At 63.7% G+C, this 17,559-nt stretch carries 17 protein-coding genes and 1 pseudogene; 9 read left to right on the top strand and 9 right to left on the bottom strand.

Going from position 1 to position 17,559, the window contains the following annotated elements; translation table 11 throughout:
- Window positions 1–125: 125 nt before the first annotated feature.
- The 4 genes from IVB27_RS21650 to IVB27_RS21635 all read left to right on the top strand — a co-directional run bounded on the left by IVB27_RS21650 (window position 126) and on the right by IVB27_RS21635 (window position 3,859).
- Window positions 126–380 carry a type II toxin-antitoxin system Phd/YefM family antitoxin gene (locus IVB27_RS21650; RefSeq protein WP_247351293.1) on the top strand — a complete coding sequence of 85 codons (255 nt, stop codon included), beginning with the start codon at window positions 126–128 and terminating at the stop codon, window positions 378–380.
- A complete protein-coding gene (locus tag IVB27_RS21645; protein ID WP_247445253.1) occupies window positions 368–793 on the top strand; it encodes a type II toxin-antitoxin system VapC family toxin in 426 nt (141 codons plus the stop codon). Before IVB27_RS21650 ends, IVB27_RS21645 begins: the two co-directional genes overlap by 13 nt.
- Window positions 794–945: 152 nt before the next feature.
- On the top strand, window positions 946–3,033 hold the full coding sequence (locus IVB27_RS21640; protein WP_247445252.1) for a 2OG-Fe(II) oxygenase: 2,088 nt from the start codon (window positions 946–948) through the stop codon (window positions 3,031–3,033).
- A gap of 127 nt (window positions 3,034–3,160) precedes the next feature.
- Window positions 3,161–3,859 carry a hypothetical protein gene (locus IVB27_RS21635; RefSeq protein ID WP_247445251.1) on the top strand — a complete coding sequence of 233 codons (699 nt, stop codon included), beginning with the start codon at window positions 3,161–3,163 and terminating at the stop codon, window positions 3,857–3,859.
- A 124-nt stretch (window positions 3,860–3,983) separates the two neighbouring features.
- Here IVB27_RS21635 and IVB27_RS21630 read toward each other — a convergent pair whose 3' ends face one another.
- The 3 genes from IVB27_RS21630 to IVB27_RS21620 form a co-directional block, all read right to left on the bottom strand.
- Window positions 3,984–5,360 carry a SagB/ThcOx family dehydrogenase gene (locus IVB27_RS21630; protein ID WP_247445463.1) on the bottom strand — a complete coding sequence of 459 codons (1,377 nt, stop codon included), beginning with the start codon at window positions 5,358–5,360 and terminating at the stop codon, window positions 3,984–3,986.
- Between the two features lie 93 nt (window positions 5,361–5,453).
- Entirely contained in the window at window positions 5,454–7,700 is a 2,247-nt protein-coding gene (locus tag IVB27_RS21625) for a TOMM precursor leader peptide-binding protein (RefSeq protein ID WP_247445250.1), read from the bottom strand.
- Window positions 7,697–7,915, bottom strand: a complete 219-nt coding sequence (locus IVB27_RS21620; RefSeq protein ID WP_247351285.1) for a hypothetical protein — start codon at window positions 7,913–7,915, stop codon at window positions 7,697–7,699. The genes IVB27_RS21625 and IVB27_RS21620 overlap by 4 nt, the downstream gene beginning before the upstream one ends.
- 717 nt (window positions 7,916–8,632) lie before the next feature.
- Here IVB27_RS21620 and IVB27_RS21615 point away from each other — a divergent pair.
- On the top strand, window positions 8,633–9,502 hold the full coding sequence (locus tag IVB27_RS21615; protein WP_247445248.1) for a VOC family protein: 870 nt from the start codon (window positions 8,633–8,635) through the stop codon (window positions 9,500–9,502).
- A 201-nt stretch (window positions 9,503–9,703) separates the two neighbouring features.
- Window positions 9,704–9,952 (top strand): hypothetical protein, encoded by a 249-nt coding sequence (locus IVB27_RS21610; protein WP_247445247.1) that lies wholly within the window; start codon window positions 9,704–9,706, stop codon window positions 9,950–9,952.
- 8 nt (window positions 9,953–9,960) lie between these two features.
- On the opposite strand, the gene IVB27_RS43015 is transcribed toward IVB27_RS21610, so the two are convergent.
- Window positions 9,961–10,083, bottom strand: coding sequence for a hypothetical protein (locus IVB27_RS43015; protein WP_256468458.1), 123 nt, complete (start codon window positions 10,081–10,083; stop codon window positions 9,961–9,963).
- A gap of 187 nt (window positions 10,084–10,270) precedes the next feature.
- Here IVB27_RS43015 and IVB27_RS21605 point away from each other — a divergent pair.
- The 3 genes and pseudogenes from IVB27_RS21605 (at window position 10,271) to IVB27_RS21595 (ending at window position 12,955) form a co-directional block, all read left to right on the top strand.
- Window positions 10,271–10,944, top strand: a pseudogene (locus IVB27_RS21605) (FABP family protein).
- 19 nt (window positions 10,945–10,963) lie between these two features.
- Window positions 10,964–11,674 (top strand): RibD family protein, encoded by a 711-nt coding sequence (locus IVB27_RS21600; RefSeq protein ID WP_247445246.1) that lies wholly within the window; start codon window positions 10,964–10,966, stop codon window positions 11,672–11,674.
- A 9-nt stretch (window positions 11,675–11,683) separates the two neighbouring features.
- Entirely contained in the window at window positions 11,684–12,955 is a 1,272-nt protein-coding gene (locus IVB27_RS21595; RefSeq protein ID WP_247445245.1) for a flavin monoamine oxidase family protein, read from the top strand.
- 58 nt (window positions 12,956–13,013) lie between these two features.
- Here the strand turns inward: IVB27_RS21595 and IVB27_RS21590 are convergent, their stop codons facing one another.
- The 5 genes from IVB27_RS21590 to IVB27_RS21570 form a co-directional block, all read right to left on the bottom strand.
- Complete coding sequence (locus IVB27_RS21590; protein WP_247445244.1) at window positions 13,014–13,328, bottom strand: hypothetical protein; 315 nt, start codon at window positions 13,326–13,328, stop codon at window positions 13,014–13,016.
- Window positions 13,329–13,505: 177 nt separating this feature from the next.
- Window positions 13,506–14,075: a cysteine hydrolase family protein gene (locus IVB27_RS21585; protein WP_247445243.1), complete on the bottom strand. Its 570-nt coding sequence runs from the start codon at window positions 14,073–14,075 to the stop codon at window positions 13,506–13,508.
- 235 nt (window positions 14,076–14,310) lie between these two features.
- The gene (locus IVB27_RS21580) at window positions 14,311–14,889 is read right to left on the bottom strand and encodes a hypothetical protein (RefSeq protein ID WP_247351271.1); all 579 of its coding nucleotides are present in this window, start codon (window positions 14,887–14,889) and stop codon (window positions 14,311–14,313) included.
- 112 nt (window positions 14,890–15,001) lie between these two features.
- Window positions 15,002–16,396 carry a tetratricopeptide repeat protein gene (locus IVB27_RS21575; protein ID WP_247445242.1) on the bottom strand — a complete coding sequence of 465 codons (1,395 nt, stop codon included), beginning with the start codon at window positions 16,394–16,396 and terminating at the stop codon, window positions 15,002–15,004.
- Window positions 16,397–16,411: 15 nt separating this feature from the next.
- Window positions 16,412–17,422 (bottom strand): aldo/keto reductase, encoded by a 1,011-nt coding sequence (locus tag IVB27_RS21570; RefSeq protein WP_247445241.1) that lies wholly within the window; start codon window positions 17,420–17,422, stop codon window positions 16,412–16,414.
- Window positions 17,423–17,559: the final 137 nt, after the last annotated feature.

The raw sequence follows: 17,559 nt of genomic DNA, 5'->3' as shown, positions 1-17,559 counted from the left end.
CGTCGTCCTCCCGGCCGAAAAAATGCGGTATTGAAAATTCCAGCGAAGGTCCGAGAGGCTCGGCCGGCCGGATGTTGTTGACTGAATCTGTACGGTGCTGTACGGTTCTTTAGGAGAAAAGCGCAGTGAACCCCATCTTGCGTAAAGGCGCGGAAGAAGCCCGCAATCAGCTCCCGGATCTTCTCGAAGCAGCCGAGAAGGGCCGTTCGACGGTCATTACCAGACATGGCCGTCCGGTTGCAGCGTTAGTGCCGATCGAGGCGTATGGCGCTGCCATTCGCCAGCAGTCGCTGATGACCGTCGCAGGATCCGGACATGGGCTATGGGGGAAGAATAGCACCCGTACGCTTCGAAAGCTGCGTGACGAATGGAACCGCTAGATTTTGGAGATCTGCCGGAGGATGCGCTCGTTCTCGTCGATTCGGCGCCCATCATCTACTTTCTCGAGGGACACACGAAATTCGGACCGCGCTTCAAGCCGCTCTTCGAAGCCCATGGAGCTGGGCGTCTGCGCTTCGCCGTAACGACCATCGCCGTCGCCGAGGTGCTGACCGGGCCCCTGCAGGCACGTGATGACGCGCTCGCGCAGCGTTACCGTGCGATCCTCGAATCGTGGCAACCGATCGCGCTTGACATCGACATTGCGGAAAGTGCTGCGAGGCTGCGGGCGTCGCTCCGCCTCAAGCTGGCAGACGCTGTTCAAGCGGCCAGCGCATTGGCGATCAACGCGGCCGCCCTGGTGACGCATGACCGTGATTTCACACGCGTGCGTTCGCTGCGTATAATTTCCTGAAGGCCCAGCGCGTCGACGTGTCGATCGTTCACGAAACGCTGTCCAGCTTGCAGGGAGTTGCCATGTCGCCGATCGGTACCGCGTTGCTCAACAGTCTTCGTTCCGTCGAGCGTCCGGGCGACTTTTGTATCGGTGGAATTCGGGAGATCTTCATGCCGGCGATCGACGTCGACGGCGTGGGAAGGATCGCGTTTCCGATTCTGCCCGTACAAGCCGAGCGGCTCGTCGCGATCGCCGAGGAAGCTCCCCATGGGCGCGGCGAGGAGACGGTGGTCGATCGCAAAGTCCGGAGAACTTGGCAGGTCGATCCGGCCAAGGTTCGGATTGGAGGGCGTCACTGGGAGAAGACCCTGGCCGGACTCGTCGCCGACATATCCCTTGGGCTTGGCGTGAGCGAACCGGTTGCGGCGGACTTCTATAAGCTTCTTGTCTATGACCCCGGCGGCTTCTTCGTCGATCACCGCGATACCGAGAAGGTGCCCGGCATGTTCGCGACGATGGTGCTGGTGCTGCCCTCGGCCCACAGCGGCGGCGAGCTGGTCATAAAGCATCTCGGCCGGGAGGTGCTCGATCTACGTCCGGAGGAGCCGTCGGAGATCGGCTTCGCGGCGTTCTATGCCGACTGCGTGCATGAAGTGCGTCCCGTGAAGAAGGGATGTCGCCTGACGCTCGTCTATAACTTGCATTTCGCCGACAAGAGGCGTCAGCTGAAGGCGCCCGACTATCGCGCGGAGCACGGGCGCGTGGTTGAGCTGCTGCGGAGTTGGGCGAGCGCGGAGGACGAGCCCGATAAGCTGATCCTGCCCTTGGAGCACGCCTATACGCCGACGGAACTGTCGTTCGGGGCACTCAAGGGTGCCGATGCGGGTATTGCGTCCGTGCTGGCCAAAGCGGCCGCAGAGGCGGATTGCGATCTCCACCTCGCTCTCGTGTCGATCGAGGAAAGCGGCAGCGCCGAACATACCGGCTACTACGGCCGTCGTCGCTGGAGTCGCGACGAGGAGGAGGATGACGAAGAAGAATTTGAGGCCGCCGAGGTCGTTGACCGGGCGCTGATCCTGTCCGAGTCGCGGCGTCCGGATCGCGGCGAGGCCGGGTTCGACGATTTTCCATTTGCCGACGACGAGCTCTGCCCGCCCGATGCCTTTGAGGATCTGACGCCGGACGAGCAGCATTTTCACGAAGCGACAGGCAACGAAGGCGCGTCCTTCGAGCGTACCTATCGCCGTGCCGGCTTCGTGTTGTGGCCGATCGCGCGGAGGCTCGCGGTGCTCAATCAGGCCGGCCTCCGCACCACGCTGCCGTATCTCGAAGATCTGACGGCGCGCTGGGAGACGAGCAACGCATCGATCCAGTCGCCGTTGTGGCGTGAGGCCGATGAGCTTTCGGGGCACATGCTGCGCTCCTGGTCGCGCTCGTCCTGGCGGGCGGACGACGACGCCGAAGCCGGCCGGATGCTCGATTTGCAGGTCCGGCTGGGGAACGTGGCGCGCATCGATTCGTTTCTCGCCGAGCGATCCGCCGAAGGCCATTACGCTGCGCCCGACAACGCCGCCATCGTGCGCGCCGCCGCGCTTCTTCCGGCCCCGCGCGCAACGGAGCTGCTGGTCCGGATCGTCAGGCATAGCGCTTCGGCCCATCTCAGTGCCTGCGGCGATCTGCTGCAGCGATGCGTCGCGGCGCCGACGGGTGCGACGGGCGACCTGGAGCAGATCGGCGCAGCCTTGATAGAGGCCTTGCCGGGCGATCCGACCAAGAGCGAGCGGGTAGACACCTGGACCCGGCCAACGCCGGTGAAGCCGGGCTTCGTCGTCGATCTTGTGACGGCGACGAGCCGGATCGACGCGGGGCTCGCGGCGCGAGCGATCGAGCACCTGCTGGCTTGGCCGAAGACATACAAACCAGACGACGTGCTGGTCCCCGCCGCTCGCGCGTTTGCCAGGCTGGTGGAGAGCAGGGTTTGGCCGGCGGTGCGGCGGCTCCGCGAGGCGTCTCTCGACCATTTGCGCAGGCGCATCGCCCTGCCGCTGGAGGCACGACCGGACTGGACCAGGACCAACCCGCTCAAATGCACATGTGACGAGTGCCGTCGACTGGGCGCGTTCCTGGCCGCGCCGGATCAACAGCAATGGCGCCTGAAGGCGATCCAGGATCGAAGGACCCATGTCGAGCAAAGCGTTCGGAGTACGCGTGTGACCTTGACCTCACGACCGAAAGGCGCGGCAGCCCCCACACGCTGATCGCGACCAAGAACCAGGCCAGCTACGAGCGGCGTGCCAAGCAGCGACGAGAGGACCTGGCGCATGCGTCGGCGCTGGACGGATAAAGTTTGCCTTGCACCCGGGCATAGCGAGTTCGACTTAAAAAATGAGCCGGAAGAATCGGGTTCCACTTGCTGATCGTGTCGCCAGAGCGGCTGAAACGGCGCTTGCCGCCCGGCTCGTTGTGAGCAGCATCGACATTCTCCTTGAGATCGGTTGGCTTGATCCAGAAGCGGTGGAGCGCTGGCGCCGCGGCCAGATCGGCTGCCTGGAGGAGGTTGTCCGGACCAATCCGCCGCGAATCTCGGAAGCTATGCGGCTATTCCGGTCGTGGGCGGTGGCCAAGGGATTATCTGCCAGCGAGACGGTGTATGTTGCCCGTACGGTGGGACGCCAGAGGCTGCGTTTCAGCCGAAGCGGAAATCCTGCGATCGAAGCGTCATACCGAACACATTGGGTGTCACCGGAGCTTTCCGAGAAGAAGCGTGAGCGCCTGGCGGAAAAGGCAAGCCGCGCGCCGGAACTGGTGGTCGTCCAGCCATTGAACGCGGAGTGGCGATGCCATCGGTGCGGCGGCACCGGCGATCTGTTGATAATGGAGAATCCTGGCCCGGCGTGCCTGCGCTGCGTTGGCCTCGGCGATCTCGAGTTTCTGCCGGCGGGCGATGCCTTGCTGACGCGGCGCGTGAAAGCGAACAGCACTCGACATGCCGTGGTCGTGCGCTTCAGCACGACCCGGCGCCGTTACGAACGACAAGGTTTGCTAGTCGAGCCGCAGGCCTTGGCAGATGCGCGGCGGACCTAGCCTCCAGTCCGGCCTCTTTCGAATAGAATTGAATTTCAATTATATATGAGTTCGTAGTTTTGTTCTGAATGGCGCACCATTTTTGCGCACGGTCCAAACGGCAACATCCAAAAAATATCGTCCTCTAGCCTAGGCTCGCTGGCTTCCTGCCGCGTCCGAGCGCGAACTGACCGACAGGGCCCTCGACGTGGAATTCGAGCCCCGTCATCTTTGCAAACAGATCGATATTGCCAGTGCCGATGGCGCAGCCGCCGAGGCCCATATCGGTTGCTGCCAGGTAGAACGTCTGGATCATGCAGCCGACGTCCTTCAGGATCAGCGAATACGCGATCGCGCTGTATTTCCAGGAGATCCGCCCGAACCGCGCGGCGATCGTGATCAGGATTTGCGGCGGACCGGATGCGCCCATGGCTAACTCGGCGGCCATTGAAAGCGCCTGGAGTTGCTGGGCGGAGGCGTCGATCGCGACCAGTGCGTGGCCACCGGCGTCGTAGTGATAAAGTCCGCGCGCAAGCCCCTCGCAGTTCGAGACCGTCAGGTACAACTCCAGCTCGTAGGCGCTGCCTGCCGCCGGATACGGCCTTGAGCTGTAGGCGACCTCAAGGCCACCGTTGACATCTGCGCCGCTCTTCCATTTCGACAGCACGCGGGCGGTCGTGTCGAGAAACTGCGCGAGCTCGGTGAGTGTGATCGGATGCTGGTCGTCGAAATCCCGTGTTGAATGGCGCTCGCGCAACAGCTTAGCAAAGGAAGACGCCGGGTCTGGCGTGGCGAATTTGCCGAGGGAGATTTTCTTGCCGGGCCAGGGCGGGCGCACCGCGTGCAACGGCGGAACGATCCCCGCATGGGCGTACGCGCCGCCGACCGGATCGGTATGCCGGCCCTCCGTGCTCCGCGTGTGAAACACGAGATCGTGGAAGTCCCAGAGAACGAGATTGCGGTTGCCTTCGTTCGCTCGAAGGCCGTCTCTGTCCTTCGTATCGAGCTTGATCAGCATCTCGCTGTCGAGCAGCAGTCCGAGCAGATCGAGGTTCAGGGAAGGCACCTGCTTGCGAAGCTTGCTGATCTTCTGCGGCTGCGACAGGGCAGCCAGCGTGGCGGCGACGACGGGATCGCAAATCCGGAACAGCGCGCCGGCGCGCGGCGATTCCAGCACCATCTCGTTGCCGCGCCGGCGCAGATAGGCAAAGCGCGACAACACGATCGTATCGCTGCTCGATAGCTTCGCGCGTTGCGGCCAGTATTCGGCGACCTGTGGCTCGATGACCACCAAATCTTGCGCGTCACGGGGAGAGAACAGGCGATAGTCGAGCAGCCCATGCTGCGCCAGTCGCCGCACCAGAACATGAACTTGTCCCGAGAGGACGCTCTTGCCGGCAAGGGAGGCGAGCGGCAGGCCGGAGGCGAGATGCCCCGCGCGAGCGATCGCCGCGGCGTTGAATTGTCCCAGACCGACCGAATAATCGCCCGAGACAGCGGCAATGCTTCCGTCGGCCTGCATTTGAAGGGAGAAACGGCCGTTCAGTCGGGCGGCGATGATCGGTGTGATCTTCCTCGTCGGCTTTTTCCGGGGAACGTGCAACGAGGCCAGCCTTCAGGTGTGTGGCAGGAACGGAGTCAGTTCGCTTTCCAGTCGCGGGCGATCCAGCAGCCCAAGCTTCACCGGGACATCGTAAAGCCGGCCGGACCCGAAGCGGCGATAGAAATGCCGCAAGCCCGGAACGAGCACCCTGACGACGGGGACCTCGACGTCGGGTCGCGTCTGGTCGAGCACGAGGAAATCGTATCCTGCGCCGGCGGCAATCTCGACGCAGGCATTGACCTGGTGGCGCGTATTGGCGTGAACCTCGAGGTCAGGTGCCGGCGGGATGATCGGATTGTCGCTCGGGATCAGGAACGGATAATCGTCCAGCCGCAGCGGCGTGACACCGTCAAGCGACGGTTTCTCGCCGCTTCCGCCGCTCATCATGCCAATCGACATGAACTGGGTCAGCTCGGTGAGCGAACGCAGCAAGGCGATGCGGCGGTCGAAATGCGAGCCCGACCCGAACTCGATATTCTCGTGTCCGTTCTGCATCCAGTGCATGATCGCAACGTAGGAGGGAATGCCGAGATCGCTGGTGATGTCGAGCACCCAGAGCCGTCGCCCCGCGTCGGCAAACTGGCTCTGGAGATCCCGCACATAGGAATCCTCGAATTGCGTAAGGTCCACTTCGGCGCGCCGGACGCGGTTGTACCACCAGATCGCGTAGGCATCGCGTTCGACCAGTTCGAGGAAGCCTTGAACGATGGCCTCCTCGCGGGTGTTGCCGGCCGCGCATCCGTTGGAATCCGTGTGGAAGCCGCCATAGAAGAAATACAAAAGGCCCGTCGGAAGATATTTGAAACGCTTGTCGCGTAACGACCAGACCGGCGACCATTCGGTCCTGGTCGAGGGATCGAACGGTTCTGGAACCGGATGTGAATCGTCCGGCTGCGGGGCATGCCTGTCTTGAAACTGCATGTCGCTGAAGAACTGGACGTCGTTGGGAAGAAGAGCGTCACCCGGAGCGAAATCGGCAAAGCGGCGCTTTGTCCTGATCTCGTCGCCCTGGAAAATGCCCGAGTAGCGCTCGATCGCTTCCATCAGCGCGCTGGCCTCGCCCTGCTCGGCCGTGGAGCCCTTGCCGAAGCTGCCGCCGCTCAGGCCGGACCTGAGCTGGTCGACGTTCCAGGCCGGCGCAGAGAAATTGTGATGGGCGAAAAAATTGGTGTTCATCGGCAGATCGGCCTCGATCCGCTCGAGCCGCGACACCACGCCGGTCAGCGGACTGACGTGTTTGCGGTACCGCGCCACGGTGGCTCGCGACGTCACGGTGCGGTATCCGCCGCTGGTCATGACGAGCTTTCTGCCCTCGGCAATCTCGATCGGCACTGCTGCCCGTCGTGGATTCCTGAGCTTCTTGCTGCCGCAGGTCGAGCATTGCGGGCGTTTCGCGACGTAGTGCTTGACGATCGCAGCCCCGGTCAGGTCGAAGCTCGCGATATGATCGCTGAGATCAGTGCGAAATCCGGAGGCGATCGCCTTCGCGATTTCAACCGCAGCGAAGTGGATCCCGGTTTGTCCTACGGTGTCGCTGACCAGGGGCGATATTGCGACCGCTTGCGCCACTCCGCGGTCGAGAAACCCCTTGATCTCGCGATTGCGGATCATGCGATCGTGCAGGCAGGTCCAGCAGGCGCTCTCGCCCGGCATGAACACAGGTCCCACCAGCGGAAACACGCCGGACGGCTGGACCAGCAGCCAGGGCGTCCCGGCGGTCACGCGTTCGCCGTTCAACTCGGCGAGCCGCCGCTCGAGGTAATCGTTCACAAGCGTGATGATAAGCCGGGGCGACCGCTTGGCGATTCGAACCCCGAGCTTGCTCAACGCCGCGCTCAGTTCGCTCGCGCCTTTGACATCGATCGATTCCACCCGCACAGGCCAATTGCGCAGATTCTCTTCGGCGACCTCGGGAGGCAGGCCGAGGCTTGCCCAATATCCATTAACGGCGCCTGCAAATGCGTGCGATGCTCCGCTGATGACGGACTTGCGCTCCAGCAGCCGCCTGATGGCTTCCTCGATCTCGGCAACGGGAAAACTCTTCGAAAGCAGGCGGATGATTTCCGGCGCAGTCTTGCCGTTTTTTCCAATCGCGCTCGCCACGGCGCAATACAGATCGCCGTGCAGGAAGAACTTGCGGTTCTCGGAATAGAGACAGACCACATTGGGAGGAAGCAGATAGGCGGTGAAGTTCGGTGCGAATCGCAAGATGTCCTTGCGGGTTTGCTTCGTAGCGCTGCTCTTTCGCTTGACTGTCATCGGGTCAGCACGCCGATCCTGTTCCCGTCATCCCGATTGCCGGCGCGCGACGAACGCTTGGCCTGGCCCGACTTGTGCACCGAGCTCGACCACCGGCCTTCTTCTTCGGATAAGTTGGAACACACTCGCTCGCCATCGGCAAGCTGACCAGCCGGGCGCAGCGAACGCTGTAACAAAAACAGCAAATTGGCCGGGTCGTTTGCGAGCCCGGCCAATGAAATCGCGACCCGTCGACACACAGTCAGGGAGTGCTGCCTTCTAGCACCAGCGGCAGCGGCCCCATGACGCACAGCACCCTGTGCATGCCACTGGTACGCCGATCACGCCAACGCCGCAGCCACCGCATCCGACGCCGCAGCGACAGGCTCTGCAGCCTGCGCAACCTCTGCAGCCACCGCAACCTCTGGCCGCACAGCCACGGCAACCGCCGCAGCCACGACAGCCACCGCATCCGCGCGCGAGCAGCACTCCGCTTAAGCTTCTCTCATCGGTGGCGAGATGGAAGGTGGCGAGGTTGACGTCCGCGAGTTCTTCCTCGTTGAGCGTGGTGAACTGGCCGGGCGCGAAGTTCGGTCTTTGTTGAGGCTCGCTTGGCGGCACCGCGGACGCCATCGCGCTTCCCGCCAGCGAAAAAGTCAGTCCGGCGAATCCGAGCGCCGGGACTGCGGCTTTGGTCATTCGCCTCTTTTTCGAAGCTTGCTTCGTTCGTCGCATGGCCGCATCCTCCATGGTTGGAAGAACGATCTTCTGCAATGATGCTACGCCGAGCAATCAATGCGGGCAAGATTCACGTGAACACGAAATGTAGTGGCGCTCGTTCAGATCGCATTCATCTTCATGAACGACATCGCGGCAAGTTCCTGTCGATGACACCGGGCTGCGGCGCATGATGCAGTGCGCAATGGTCTGCCCGCTCGAACGGGGAGGCTAGCTTGGTCGATCTACCCGGACGCTTCGTTTGGTACGAGCTTCTGACGACGGACATGCCGTCGGCGGCTGCTTTTTACGCGGAGGTCGTCGGCTGGGCCGTGAAAGATGCGTCGAGCGCGGAATTGGCTTACTCGTTGCTGACTGCGGGCGAAACTCCGGTCGTCGGGCTTATGGATCTCCCCGAAGAGGGGGTGCGAATGGGAGCTACGCCGAGATGGCTCGGCTACGTCGCCGTCGATGACATGGATGCGAGGACCGCGCAGATCCGCCGGCTTGGAGGCGCGATCCTGGTATTGCCGACCGACAGCAACATCGGCCGCATTGCAGTGGTCGCCGATCCGCAAGGAGCGACCTTTGCGCTGGTCACCGGGCTGACATATGGCCAATCGCAACCGAGCGGGCCGGACCAGCCCAGGCGCGTCGGCTGGCACGAGTTGCTGGCCGAAGACCGAAGCAAGGTCTTTCCGTTTTACGGCGAGCTTCTCGGCTGGCAACGGGCCTCCGCCGACGCCGGCCCGGCAAGCGTGTACGAGTTGTTTTCGGCGGCCGGGCAGACGATCGGAGGCATGCTCACCAAGCTTCCGAGCGTATCGCAGGCGTGTTGGCTCCATTACTTCAATGTCGAGGACGTCGGCGCGGCGGCCCGGCGGATCAATGCTGGCGGGGGTCGGGTTCTCCAGGAACCAATCGAGTTGCCCGATGGTTGCTGGATCGTGCGATGTGTCGATCCCCAAGGCGCCCTGTTTGCGCTGCAGGGGGCGTGGGATCAGAAGGGTATCAAGCAATCCTCCGCCCCGGAAGTCAGCTGGTCTGCCAAGTGGGGTGGCATTGCTACACAGGGCAGGATGGTGCTTCCCAAGACGAAACGCTAAGCCGAGACGTTTCGAGGGTCATCGACCGTTCCGCCGCCAACGCTGAGGATCGACAAGAGCGTCCGTTCAGCAGTTCGTCATGCGCAGCCCCGAGCTTAATTCCGGAACCAGATCGTGCCCGCCCATTGCTGGCACTCTGCTTGCTCAGTCAGGACCAAAGTCCGGCCTTGGTAGAGAGGCCGTTTCAAGTTGAGGCAAGCGATGCAAGATGTGTCCCGTTCTGGTGCTGCCGGCGAACTCCGGCTCGATGGGTTGATCGCCGATTTGTGGTGGCGCGTTCGACTCATCAACACCGACATTCTCGAGGAAGAAGCCCGAGCGCGCGTGTTCGACGTGCATCAGCCGGAATATCCGCTTCTCGCACTGAACCTTCGCGCCCGGCGCGACAATTTGGTCTCGACGATCGGCGTGCTCGAGCAGCGTGCGAGATCAACGTCGGAAGCTGCTTGAGGGGGCGTTCACACCGGAAACTTCAGTGGCGTCAGCGCCGGCGCGCAAATACCAGCTGCCGGCGGCGCAACGGGCGCGCCGAACACAAAATCTTGGGAAGCGTCGGCATCGTCCGGGATCACCGGAATCAACCTGAGGTCCGCGACCACCGTTACTAGACGTCCTGGCGGCGGAGCCGAACTCAGGAGGTTCGGCTCCGCTTCGCGTCATGTATCGTCTGCGCGTGGCGCTTGTGTCCATTCGCGATTGTGAGGCTTGAGCACGAGCCACGCCCGCGCTCTCATGCTATTCCTGCCTCGCAACGACGCGAGGACATCCATGCTGCCCCTTCCCGCCGACATCTTCACCGAGCCCGCGGACGTCTCGCCCGACGGTCTTGCCAATCTCGGTCCGCTCCGCCGTCTCGCCGGCGTCTGGCAGGCTGACAAGGGTATCGACATCAATCCGAAGGCGGAGGGGCCGGAGCGGCGGACCTTCATCGAGCATATCCGGATGGACCCGATCGATCCGCAGGCTAACGGGCCGCAGCTGCTTTACGGGCTGCGCTATCACATCCACATTAACACGCCCGAGGAAGACATCACCTTCCATCACCAGGTCGGCTACTGGTTGTGGGAGCCCGCGACCGGGCTGATCATGCAGACGCTGGCGATCCCGCGCGGGCAGGTGCTGCTGGCGTCGGGCAAGGCCGGGCCGGACGACAAAGAGATCTCCGTTACAGCGAAGCGCGGCGACACCGCTTACGGGATTTGCTCGACCGACTTTCTGGAACAAGCGTTCCGCACTGATGCCTACCGCTGCGACATCACCTTCAACGGCGACGGCAGCTGGACCTATCTGATCCAGACCGAGTTGTTCGTGCGCGGCGCGCCGTTCAACCATCGCGACACCAACACACTAAAACTCGTCGCGCCGCCAAAGCTCAATCCCTCGCGGTGATCGTGAACGATCGGGCCACAGGGAATGAGAAGGGCAATGAGCCGGCAGCCTGAGCGCGGCCCGGAGATACGCATGAAGCCTTACGTCATCTGTCTGATGCATTCGAGTCTGGACGGCCGCACCCATCCAAGCCGCTGGCGCCCGAAGGGGGCGGGCACAGACTGGTTCGAGAAGATCCATGACGAGCTCGGCGGCGATGCCTGGGTGATCGGCCGCGTCACCGGCTCGGAGTTCGCCAAGGGCAAGCCCTATCCCACGACGACGGACGCGAAACTTCCGCGCGAAAACTGGTTCGCGCGACGGGACGCGAAAACCTATGGCGTCGTGCTCGATGCGCAGGGCAAGATCGGCTGGGGCCGCTCCGATATCGGCGGCGATCCGGTCGTCGTGGTGCTGACCGAGAGCGTCTCCGATTCCCATCTCGCCGGGCTCCGCGGCGAGGGCGTGTCCTATATCTTTGCCGGCAAGTCCGAGATCGACCTCGCGCTGACGCTGGACCTTCTCAATCGCGAGCTGGGCGTGAAGCGCTTGCTGGTCGAGGGCGGCGGCGTCGCCAATGGCGCATTCCTGCGCGCCGGCCTTATCGACGAATTCAATCTGATCCTGAGCCCTGCGATCGATGGCGCGAAGGGCGCACCCTTCGTGTTCGATTCAACCGACGCGGACAGCGAGCAGCGCGCGCCACTGACCGCGATGACGCTGGAAAGCGCGCGGCCGCTCGGCGGCGGCGTGCTGCTGCTGCGCTATCTCATCCAGAACGACCCACAGGCGACGGGCACGTAAAGCAGCTACATGCCGGGACAATCAGAGCACATCGTCATTGTCGGCGCGGGCGCGGCCGGCCTGATGGCGGCGCGTGAGCTTGTCCGCGCGGGCACGACAGTGACGATCCTGGAGGCGCGCGAGCGCTGCGGCGGCCGCATCCATCCGCTGTCGATTTCAGAGTTCGAATACCCCGCCGATGGCGGCGCCGAATTCGTCCACGGCGAGGCGCCGGTCACGCGCGCGTTGCTGCGTGAGGCCGGGCTATCCCTTCAGGAGATCGAAGGCGAGCGGTGGAGCTTTGACGGCGCAGACATCATGCGTGAGGATCGCCACGATCCGCATGAGGCTGAGCTGCAAGCCGTGCTGCGAGACTTGAGGGACGATCTCACCGTCGCCGAATTCCTGCGCCGGCATTTTGCCGGGGATGATTACGCGCGGCTGCGCCATTCGATCGAGCGAATGGTCGAAGGCTACGACGCGGCCGACCCCGAGCGCGCCTCCACGCTGGCGCTGCGCGAGGAGTGGATGCACGGCGGGCACTCTCCGCAGGCGCGCATCGATGGCGGCTATGGTGCGCTGATTGACTTCCTGGCGGCGGAGTGCCGCAGGCTTGGCGTGATTTTTCGCTTCGGTTGCGTGGTGTTGGCGATCGAGGAGGCCGGCGGCAAGATGGCGGTCCGCTGCGCCGGCGGCGACGTGCAGGGCTGCGATCGTGTGATCCTCACTGTTCCGTTGCCGTTGTTGCGCGACATCGCGCTTCCGGAGAGCGCACGCGGGAAAGCCGCGGCTGCCGACGAGATCGGCTTCGGCAACGTGATCAAAATCCTGCTGCGCTTCTCACGGCCATGGTGGCGCGAGCGCAAGCAGGAGCTCGCGAACATGACCTTCCTTTTGTCCGACCAGGCCATCCCGGTGTGGTGGACGCAATATCCGAACGGGCATCCCGTGCTTACCGGCTGGTTCGGCGGCCCGCGCACGGCAGCGCTGTCGCACCCCGACCCGCAAGCGCTGGTCGATGCCGGGCTCGATTCGCTGGCGGCTATTTTCAAGCAGCCGCGCGGAGAGATTGCGCGTGAGCTCGTGGCGGCCGCTGCGACCAACTGGGCGCACGATCCCTACGCTTGCGGCGCCTATTCCTGGGCGACGCCGCGAACGCGCGAGGCGCAAACAATCCTCGCGCGCGCTGACAGCGCGGTGCTGTTCTCCGGCGAGGCGCTCTATCGCGGAGCCGATATGGGCACAGTCGAAGCGGCGCTGGCGAGCGGTCTGGAGACGGCGCGTATGATCTTGCGGGGATAGCTGACGAGCAAGAAAAAGGCCCGCATCCCGCGGGCCCTTCGTCTTACGGGTCTGCGTCTTACCAGCGGCTGCCGCCGAAGCTGAACGTCACGCCGGGACCGCCGCGGCCGTAAGCTCCGTACGGTCCTCCGCCGTAATAGCCGTGATGCCGCGGGTAATAGCCGTAGCTGCGGTAGTGCGGACGATGATAGCCACGATAGTGGTGAGGACGCCAATGCTGGCGATGGCCATAGTGGTGCCTGTGCTGCGCGCTGATATCGGTCGATTGGCCTTGCGCGTTCTGCTTCGCACTTGAATTGTTGGCCGCGTTTGCCGCCGTCCCGCCGGCAAGCGCCGCGGCACCGACGGCCATCGCGACAAAGAGATACTTCATGTCATCACTCCAGTTGAATGTCGTGTGACAACAGATGGGCAGGCTGCGCGTTCCAGCCAGTGCGGGCGTCGAAACGACGCAGTTCATCGACGCAGTTCATGGATGTATGATTCGCGCGACTGTGTGCGTTTCGTGAGATTTATTGTCGCATCACCGGCGTAGATCGCAACTCTGCCATCAGTCTGCCGCGAATGACGCAACCACGTCATCGGTGGTGACGATGCGTGCGAATTCGCCGTTGAGATTCGACAGCGTCATCGCATGGATCTCCTCGGCGGAATGCTTGTCGCCATCCGGCCCGACCCGCTCGAAGGTCCAGGTCGCATCGCGCACCAGATGCGCGTCGAAGCCGAGATTGCCGGCCATCCGCGTCGTCGTCTCGACGCAATGATTGGTGGTGGCGCCGCAGATAACGAGCGTGCCGATGCCGCCTGCGCGCAAGCGCTTTTCCAGATCGGTGCCGATGAAGGCGCTGTTGACGCGCTTGACGATCACCGTCTCGCCCGGCTGCTCGCGCGCCTCGTCCTTGACGGCGTAGCCGGAGTTTTGGGGAAGAAACGACGATGTCGGCCTGGTGCCCTCATGACGGATGTGGAATATCGGCGCGCCGCCCGTTCTGAACGCCTTCAGGAGATCGGCAATGCGCCCCACCGCATCCGGATTGTTGCGCCGCTTGCCCGCTGCTTCCCATTCGTCGAACGCACGCTGGACGTCGACGACGATGAGGGCGGGGAGGGGGTGAGGCATCAGGATTGCTTTCGGACTTGCTTGCTGCACCGACTATGCGAGGCGAAGAAGACAACGCGCAATGTCGATCTTCCCTCGTTTTGCGACGGAAGATCCGTAGCCTGGATTTCGCTGCAGCGTAATCCGAGCCCGCTGCTCGCTACGAGACTTTCCCGGACTGCGTTATGCTCCATCCGGGCTACGCGCCCACATCCTCACGGATGCGGATCGCCCTGACGAAAGCCGGAGCGCGCCGCTACTTGAACGGATCCTGGATCGACGGCGCCGACTGCCTGATGCGACGCACGCTCACCGGCGTGCCGTCGGAGACGAACAGCAGTTCGTAGCGACGGCCTTCGCTGTCGGTGGCCGAGCAGGTCACGTCTGTCACCTTCTTGGCGGCGAAATTTCCGGTCTGCCGGCAAACTCCGGTGGAGGTCTGCTCGGCCGGCACCGGCAGCCCGTCGACCTTGGGACGGTCCTTGGAGTTGAGCAGCATGCGGTCGATCGGCAGCTCGTAGGAATTGTCGTCGGCGCGCTTGCCGTTCTCGCCGGAGAACGACACGACGTGGTTGCCATCGGAGGGATCGTCGACTGCGACCGCGAAATTGACCCGGCCGCTGCCGCCATGGGCGTAGGCCACCGTCTTGCAGGCGAAGGTGCGGCCGGCGACCTTCAACGTCTTGCAGTGGCCTGACATCAGCGCCAACAGGTCGATAAAAGCGGTCTGCTGTCCGAGCGGGTTCTTGACGGCGATCGGCGCGAAAGATTCGGCAAGACAAGGGCTTGCCAAGGCGAGAAGGGCGGCAGCGAGCACTGGGCGGCAGAGGCGCATCGGAAGGCTCACATGCCTGGGAACCACGGAAAAGTTCCGTCCAATAACCAGCGAACCGCAAATTGGTTGCGATCCCGTTTGTTCTGCCGAACCCGCCTGGAATACCACCGCGTCACCCCAACGGCGATTTGCCCTGTCGCCAACCCATTCCCAGCTGGCACTTTCCGTCAGCCGGGTGTTTTTTTCGTGGCAAGGCTACCATCGCCGCCTGCCAGCGCGCATCGCGCAAGGATGGGCGGCGGTGCAGGCGGGCATTGAGCAGGGCGCGGGCGCGGGGCAGCTCGCCGCTGCGCATCAGAGCGACAATAAAGGTGTCCTCGATCAGCTCGCGCTGGGCATGGCTGCCGCCAAGGCGCACGACCTCGCTGAGAACCGGCGCGAGCATTTGCACGCATGCCGCGTAATTCTCGTCCGCGAAGGCTGCCAGGGCGCGGCAGACCGCCGGCACCACGGGACCCGCCGGCAGCTTGCCTTCAGTGAGCCGCTCCTCGATCACGGCAAGACGCGCGGCGAGCGCCTCGCGATTTTGCGTCGCAGCCGCGAACAGCGCCATGTGGATGTCGGCGAAGGGCAGGCTCGATTTCGGAAATAGTTTTTGCGCGTTGTCATCGCCTTCGACCCACAGCGCTCTCGGCACCGCGTGGCCGTAAGCGGACAGGCGCCAAAGCAGGGACGCGGCGTCGGTGACGACGTTGAGCGGCGGCGCCTGTGTGGCCTGCGGCTGCAGCACATCGGCATAGATCGCAAGCGCCCGCGCGGCATCGCCATGCTCCAGCGCGCCGAGCGCCTGATGCCAGCGGATATGGCCGTGCAAAATTCCGGCGCGGTCGTAAGAGGGGAGCCAGTCGTCGACGAGCCGATCGGCCGCCGCGATCGAACCGTCCTCGAACATCGCATGCAGCACGGCGTGCGCGGCATGGGCATTCTGCAGGCGCAGGTCGAAGCCGCGCTCGGTAACGCCGCGGCCGCGCGCGATGTCGCCGTTCTCGGTCATCGCCCAGCCGTACATCGTGAGGAACCACCAGTCCTCGCCAAAGTGATGGGCGACGCGCTCGCACAGCTCTTGCCGCGCGCGGTCGTGATCGGCCATGCCGGAGAACGCGAACAGGCCGAACGCGCCGAGCGGCAGCGACAGCACCAATGCGTCGCGCGGCCACGCCTCGACGTGCTTCATCGTCGCCGCGATCGCCTCGGGCAGCCGGCCCTCGATTGCCAGCGCCAGCGTCTCGACATGCGAACGCTCGCGTTCCGTGCCGTGTTTCGCAACGAGCCCGCGCGCGAGCGCAGCCCGGCTTCGCGCGAGATCGCCCTGCTGGTAGAAGGCATGGACGCGGGCGCGGGCGATATGGGGAAGCGCGAAGTCCGGATCGGCCGCAATCGCGTGCTCCAGCGCTTCCGCCGTGCCGGTCCAGCCCGCCAGCATGAGATCGATGCCCTCGCGATAAGCGCTTGCCGCTTCATGCGAGGTGGTGGAGAGCGGCAGGCCGTAGCGATCGTCAAGCGCCATCGTCGTCTCCGCGATTCAAGCCGTCCGCGCGCGGCGGCCCTCGATCGGATAGGCGGGGTCGTTGTAGCCCGGCGTCGAGGGATGGCCCGGCGTCACCAGACGGTCGATCAGCGCCTCATCATCCGCAGTGAAGCGGTAGTCGAGCGCGCTGATGTACCCGTCCCATTGCTCCTCGGTGCGGGGGCCGGCGACGATCGAGGAGACGAAGGCGGAGTTCAGCACCCAGGCGACCGCGAACTGGCCGGCGGTGATGCCCTTCTTCTCGGCATGGGTCTTGATCTTCTGCGCGAGCTGAAGCGATTCCGGCCGCCATTCCGTTTGCATCATGCGGGTGTCGTTACGGCCCGCGCGCGTCTCCTTGTCGGGAGTTGCATCGGGCTTGTATTTGCCGGTCAGCACGCCGCGCGCCAGTGGGCTGTAGGGCACGATGCCGAGGCCGTAATAGGAACAGGCCGGGAAGTGCTCGACCTCTGGCATGCGGTTCATGGCGTTGTAATAGGGCTGGCTCACCGCGGGCCGGTCGATGCCGAGCCGGTCGCAGATGTTGCAGATTTCGGCGACACGCCAGGCGCGGTAGTTCGAGACGCCGAAATAGCGCACCTTGCCTGCGCGGATCAGGTCACCCATCGCGCGCACCGTCTCTTCCAGCGGCGTCGCATGGTCTTCCTTGTGCAGATAGTAGATGTCGATGTGATCGGTGCCGAGCCGCTTCAGGCTTTCATCAGCTGCCTGCAACACCCAGCGCCGCGACAGGCCGACACGGTTTGGATCGGTGCCCATGGGGTTGGCGAGCTTTGTCGCAAGCACCCAGGCATGGCGGTTGTTGCCGATCGCGCGCCCCACGACCTCTTCGGATGCACCCTTCGAATAGGCGTCCGCGGTGTCGATGAAATTGATCCCGGCCTCGTGTGCTTTCGCGATGATGCGCTTTGAGGCAGCTTCATCGGTCGGCCCGCCGAACATCATGGTGCCCAGGCAGATCGGCGACACTTTGAGGCCGCTGCGGCCGAGCTGGCGGTATTGCATGGGCTGGCTCCTCAGTGCTTCATTGGCCAACAGCATATCCACCTAGCTCCGTCATTGCGAGCGCAGCGAAGCAATCCAGAGATGCATCCGCAGAAAGAATCTGGATTGCTTCGCTGCGCTCGCAATGACGAAGTTGG

This window comes from Bradyrhizobium sp. 197 (assembly GCF_023073375.1).
Classification (GTDB): Bacteria; Pseudomonadota; Alphaproteobacteria; order Rhizobiales; family Xanthobacteraceae; genus Bradyrhizobium.
The sequence above is the reverse complement of the archived record's forward strand: the minus strand, read 5'-3'. Positions and strand labels throughout refer to the sequence as shown.

What these genes read in the sequence shown, in the direction of transcription:
- IVB27_RS21645 (WP_247445253.1), top strand. Translation starts at nt 368, where the DNA reads ATGGAACCGCTAGATTTTGGAGATCTGCCGGAGGATGCGCTCGTTCTC.
- IVB27_RS21590 (WP_247445244.1), bottom strand. Translation starts at nt 13,328, where the DNA reads ATGAAGTATCTCTTTGTCGCGATGGCCGTCGGTGCCGCGGCGCTTGCC.
- IVB27_RS21610 (WP_247445247.1), top strand. Translation starts at nt 9,704, where the DNA reads ATGCAAGATGTGTCCCGTTCTGGTGCTGCCGGCGAACTCCGGCTCGAT.
- IVB27_RS21585 (WP_247445243.1), bottom strand. Translation starts at nt 14,075, where the DNA reads ATGCCTCACCCCCTCCCCGCCCTCATCGTCGTCGACGTCCAGCGTGCG.
- IVB27_RS21635 (WP_247445251.1), top strand. Translation starts at nt 3,161, where the DNA reads ATGAGCCGGAAGAATCGGGTTCCACTTGCTGATCGTGTCGCCAGAGCG.
- IVB27_RS21575 (WP_247445242.1), bottom strand. Translation starts at nt 16,396, where the DNA reads ATGGCGCTTGACGATCGCTACGGCCTGCCGCTCTCCACCACCTCGCAT.
- IVB27_RS21600 (WP_247445246.1), top strand. Translation starts at nt 10,964, where the DNA reads ATGAAGCCTTACGTCATCTGTCTGATGCATTCGAGTCTGGACGGCCGC.
- IVB27_RS21630 (WP_247445463.1), bottom strand. Translation starts at nt 5,360, where the DNA reads ATGCAGGCCGACGGAAGCATTGCCGCTGTCTCGGGCGATTATTCGGTC.
- IVB27_RS21580 (WP_247351271.1), bottom strand. Translation starts at nt 14,889, where the DNA reads ATGCGCCTCTGCCGCCCAGTGCTCGCTGCCGCCCTTCTCGCCTTGGCA.
- IVB27_RS21595 (WP_247445245.1), top strand. Translation starts at nt 11,684, where the DNA reads ATGCCGGGACAATCAGAGCACATCGTCATTGTCGGCGCGGGCGCGGCC.
- IVB27_RS21570 (WP_247445241.1), bottom strand. Translation starts at nt 17,422, where the DNA reads ATGCAATACCGCCAGCTCGGCCGCAGCGGCCTCAAAGTGTCGCCGATC.
- IVB27_RS21640 (WP_247445252.1), top strand. Translation starts at nt 946, where the DNA reads ATGCCGGCGATCGACGTCGACGGCGTGGGAAGGATCGCGTTTCCGATT.
- IVB27_RS21625 (WP_247445250.1), bottom strand. Translation starts at nt 7,700, where the DNA reads ATGACAGTCAAGCGAAAGAGCAGCGCTACGAAGCAAACCCGCAAGGAC.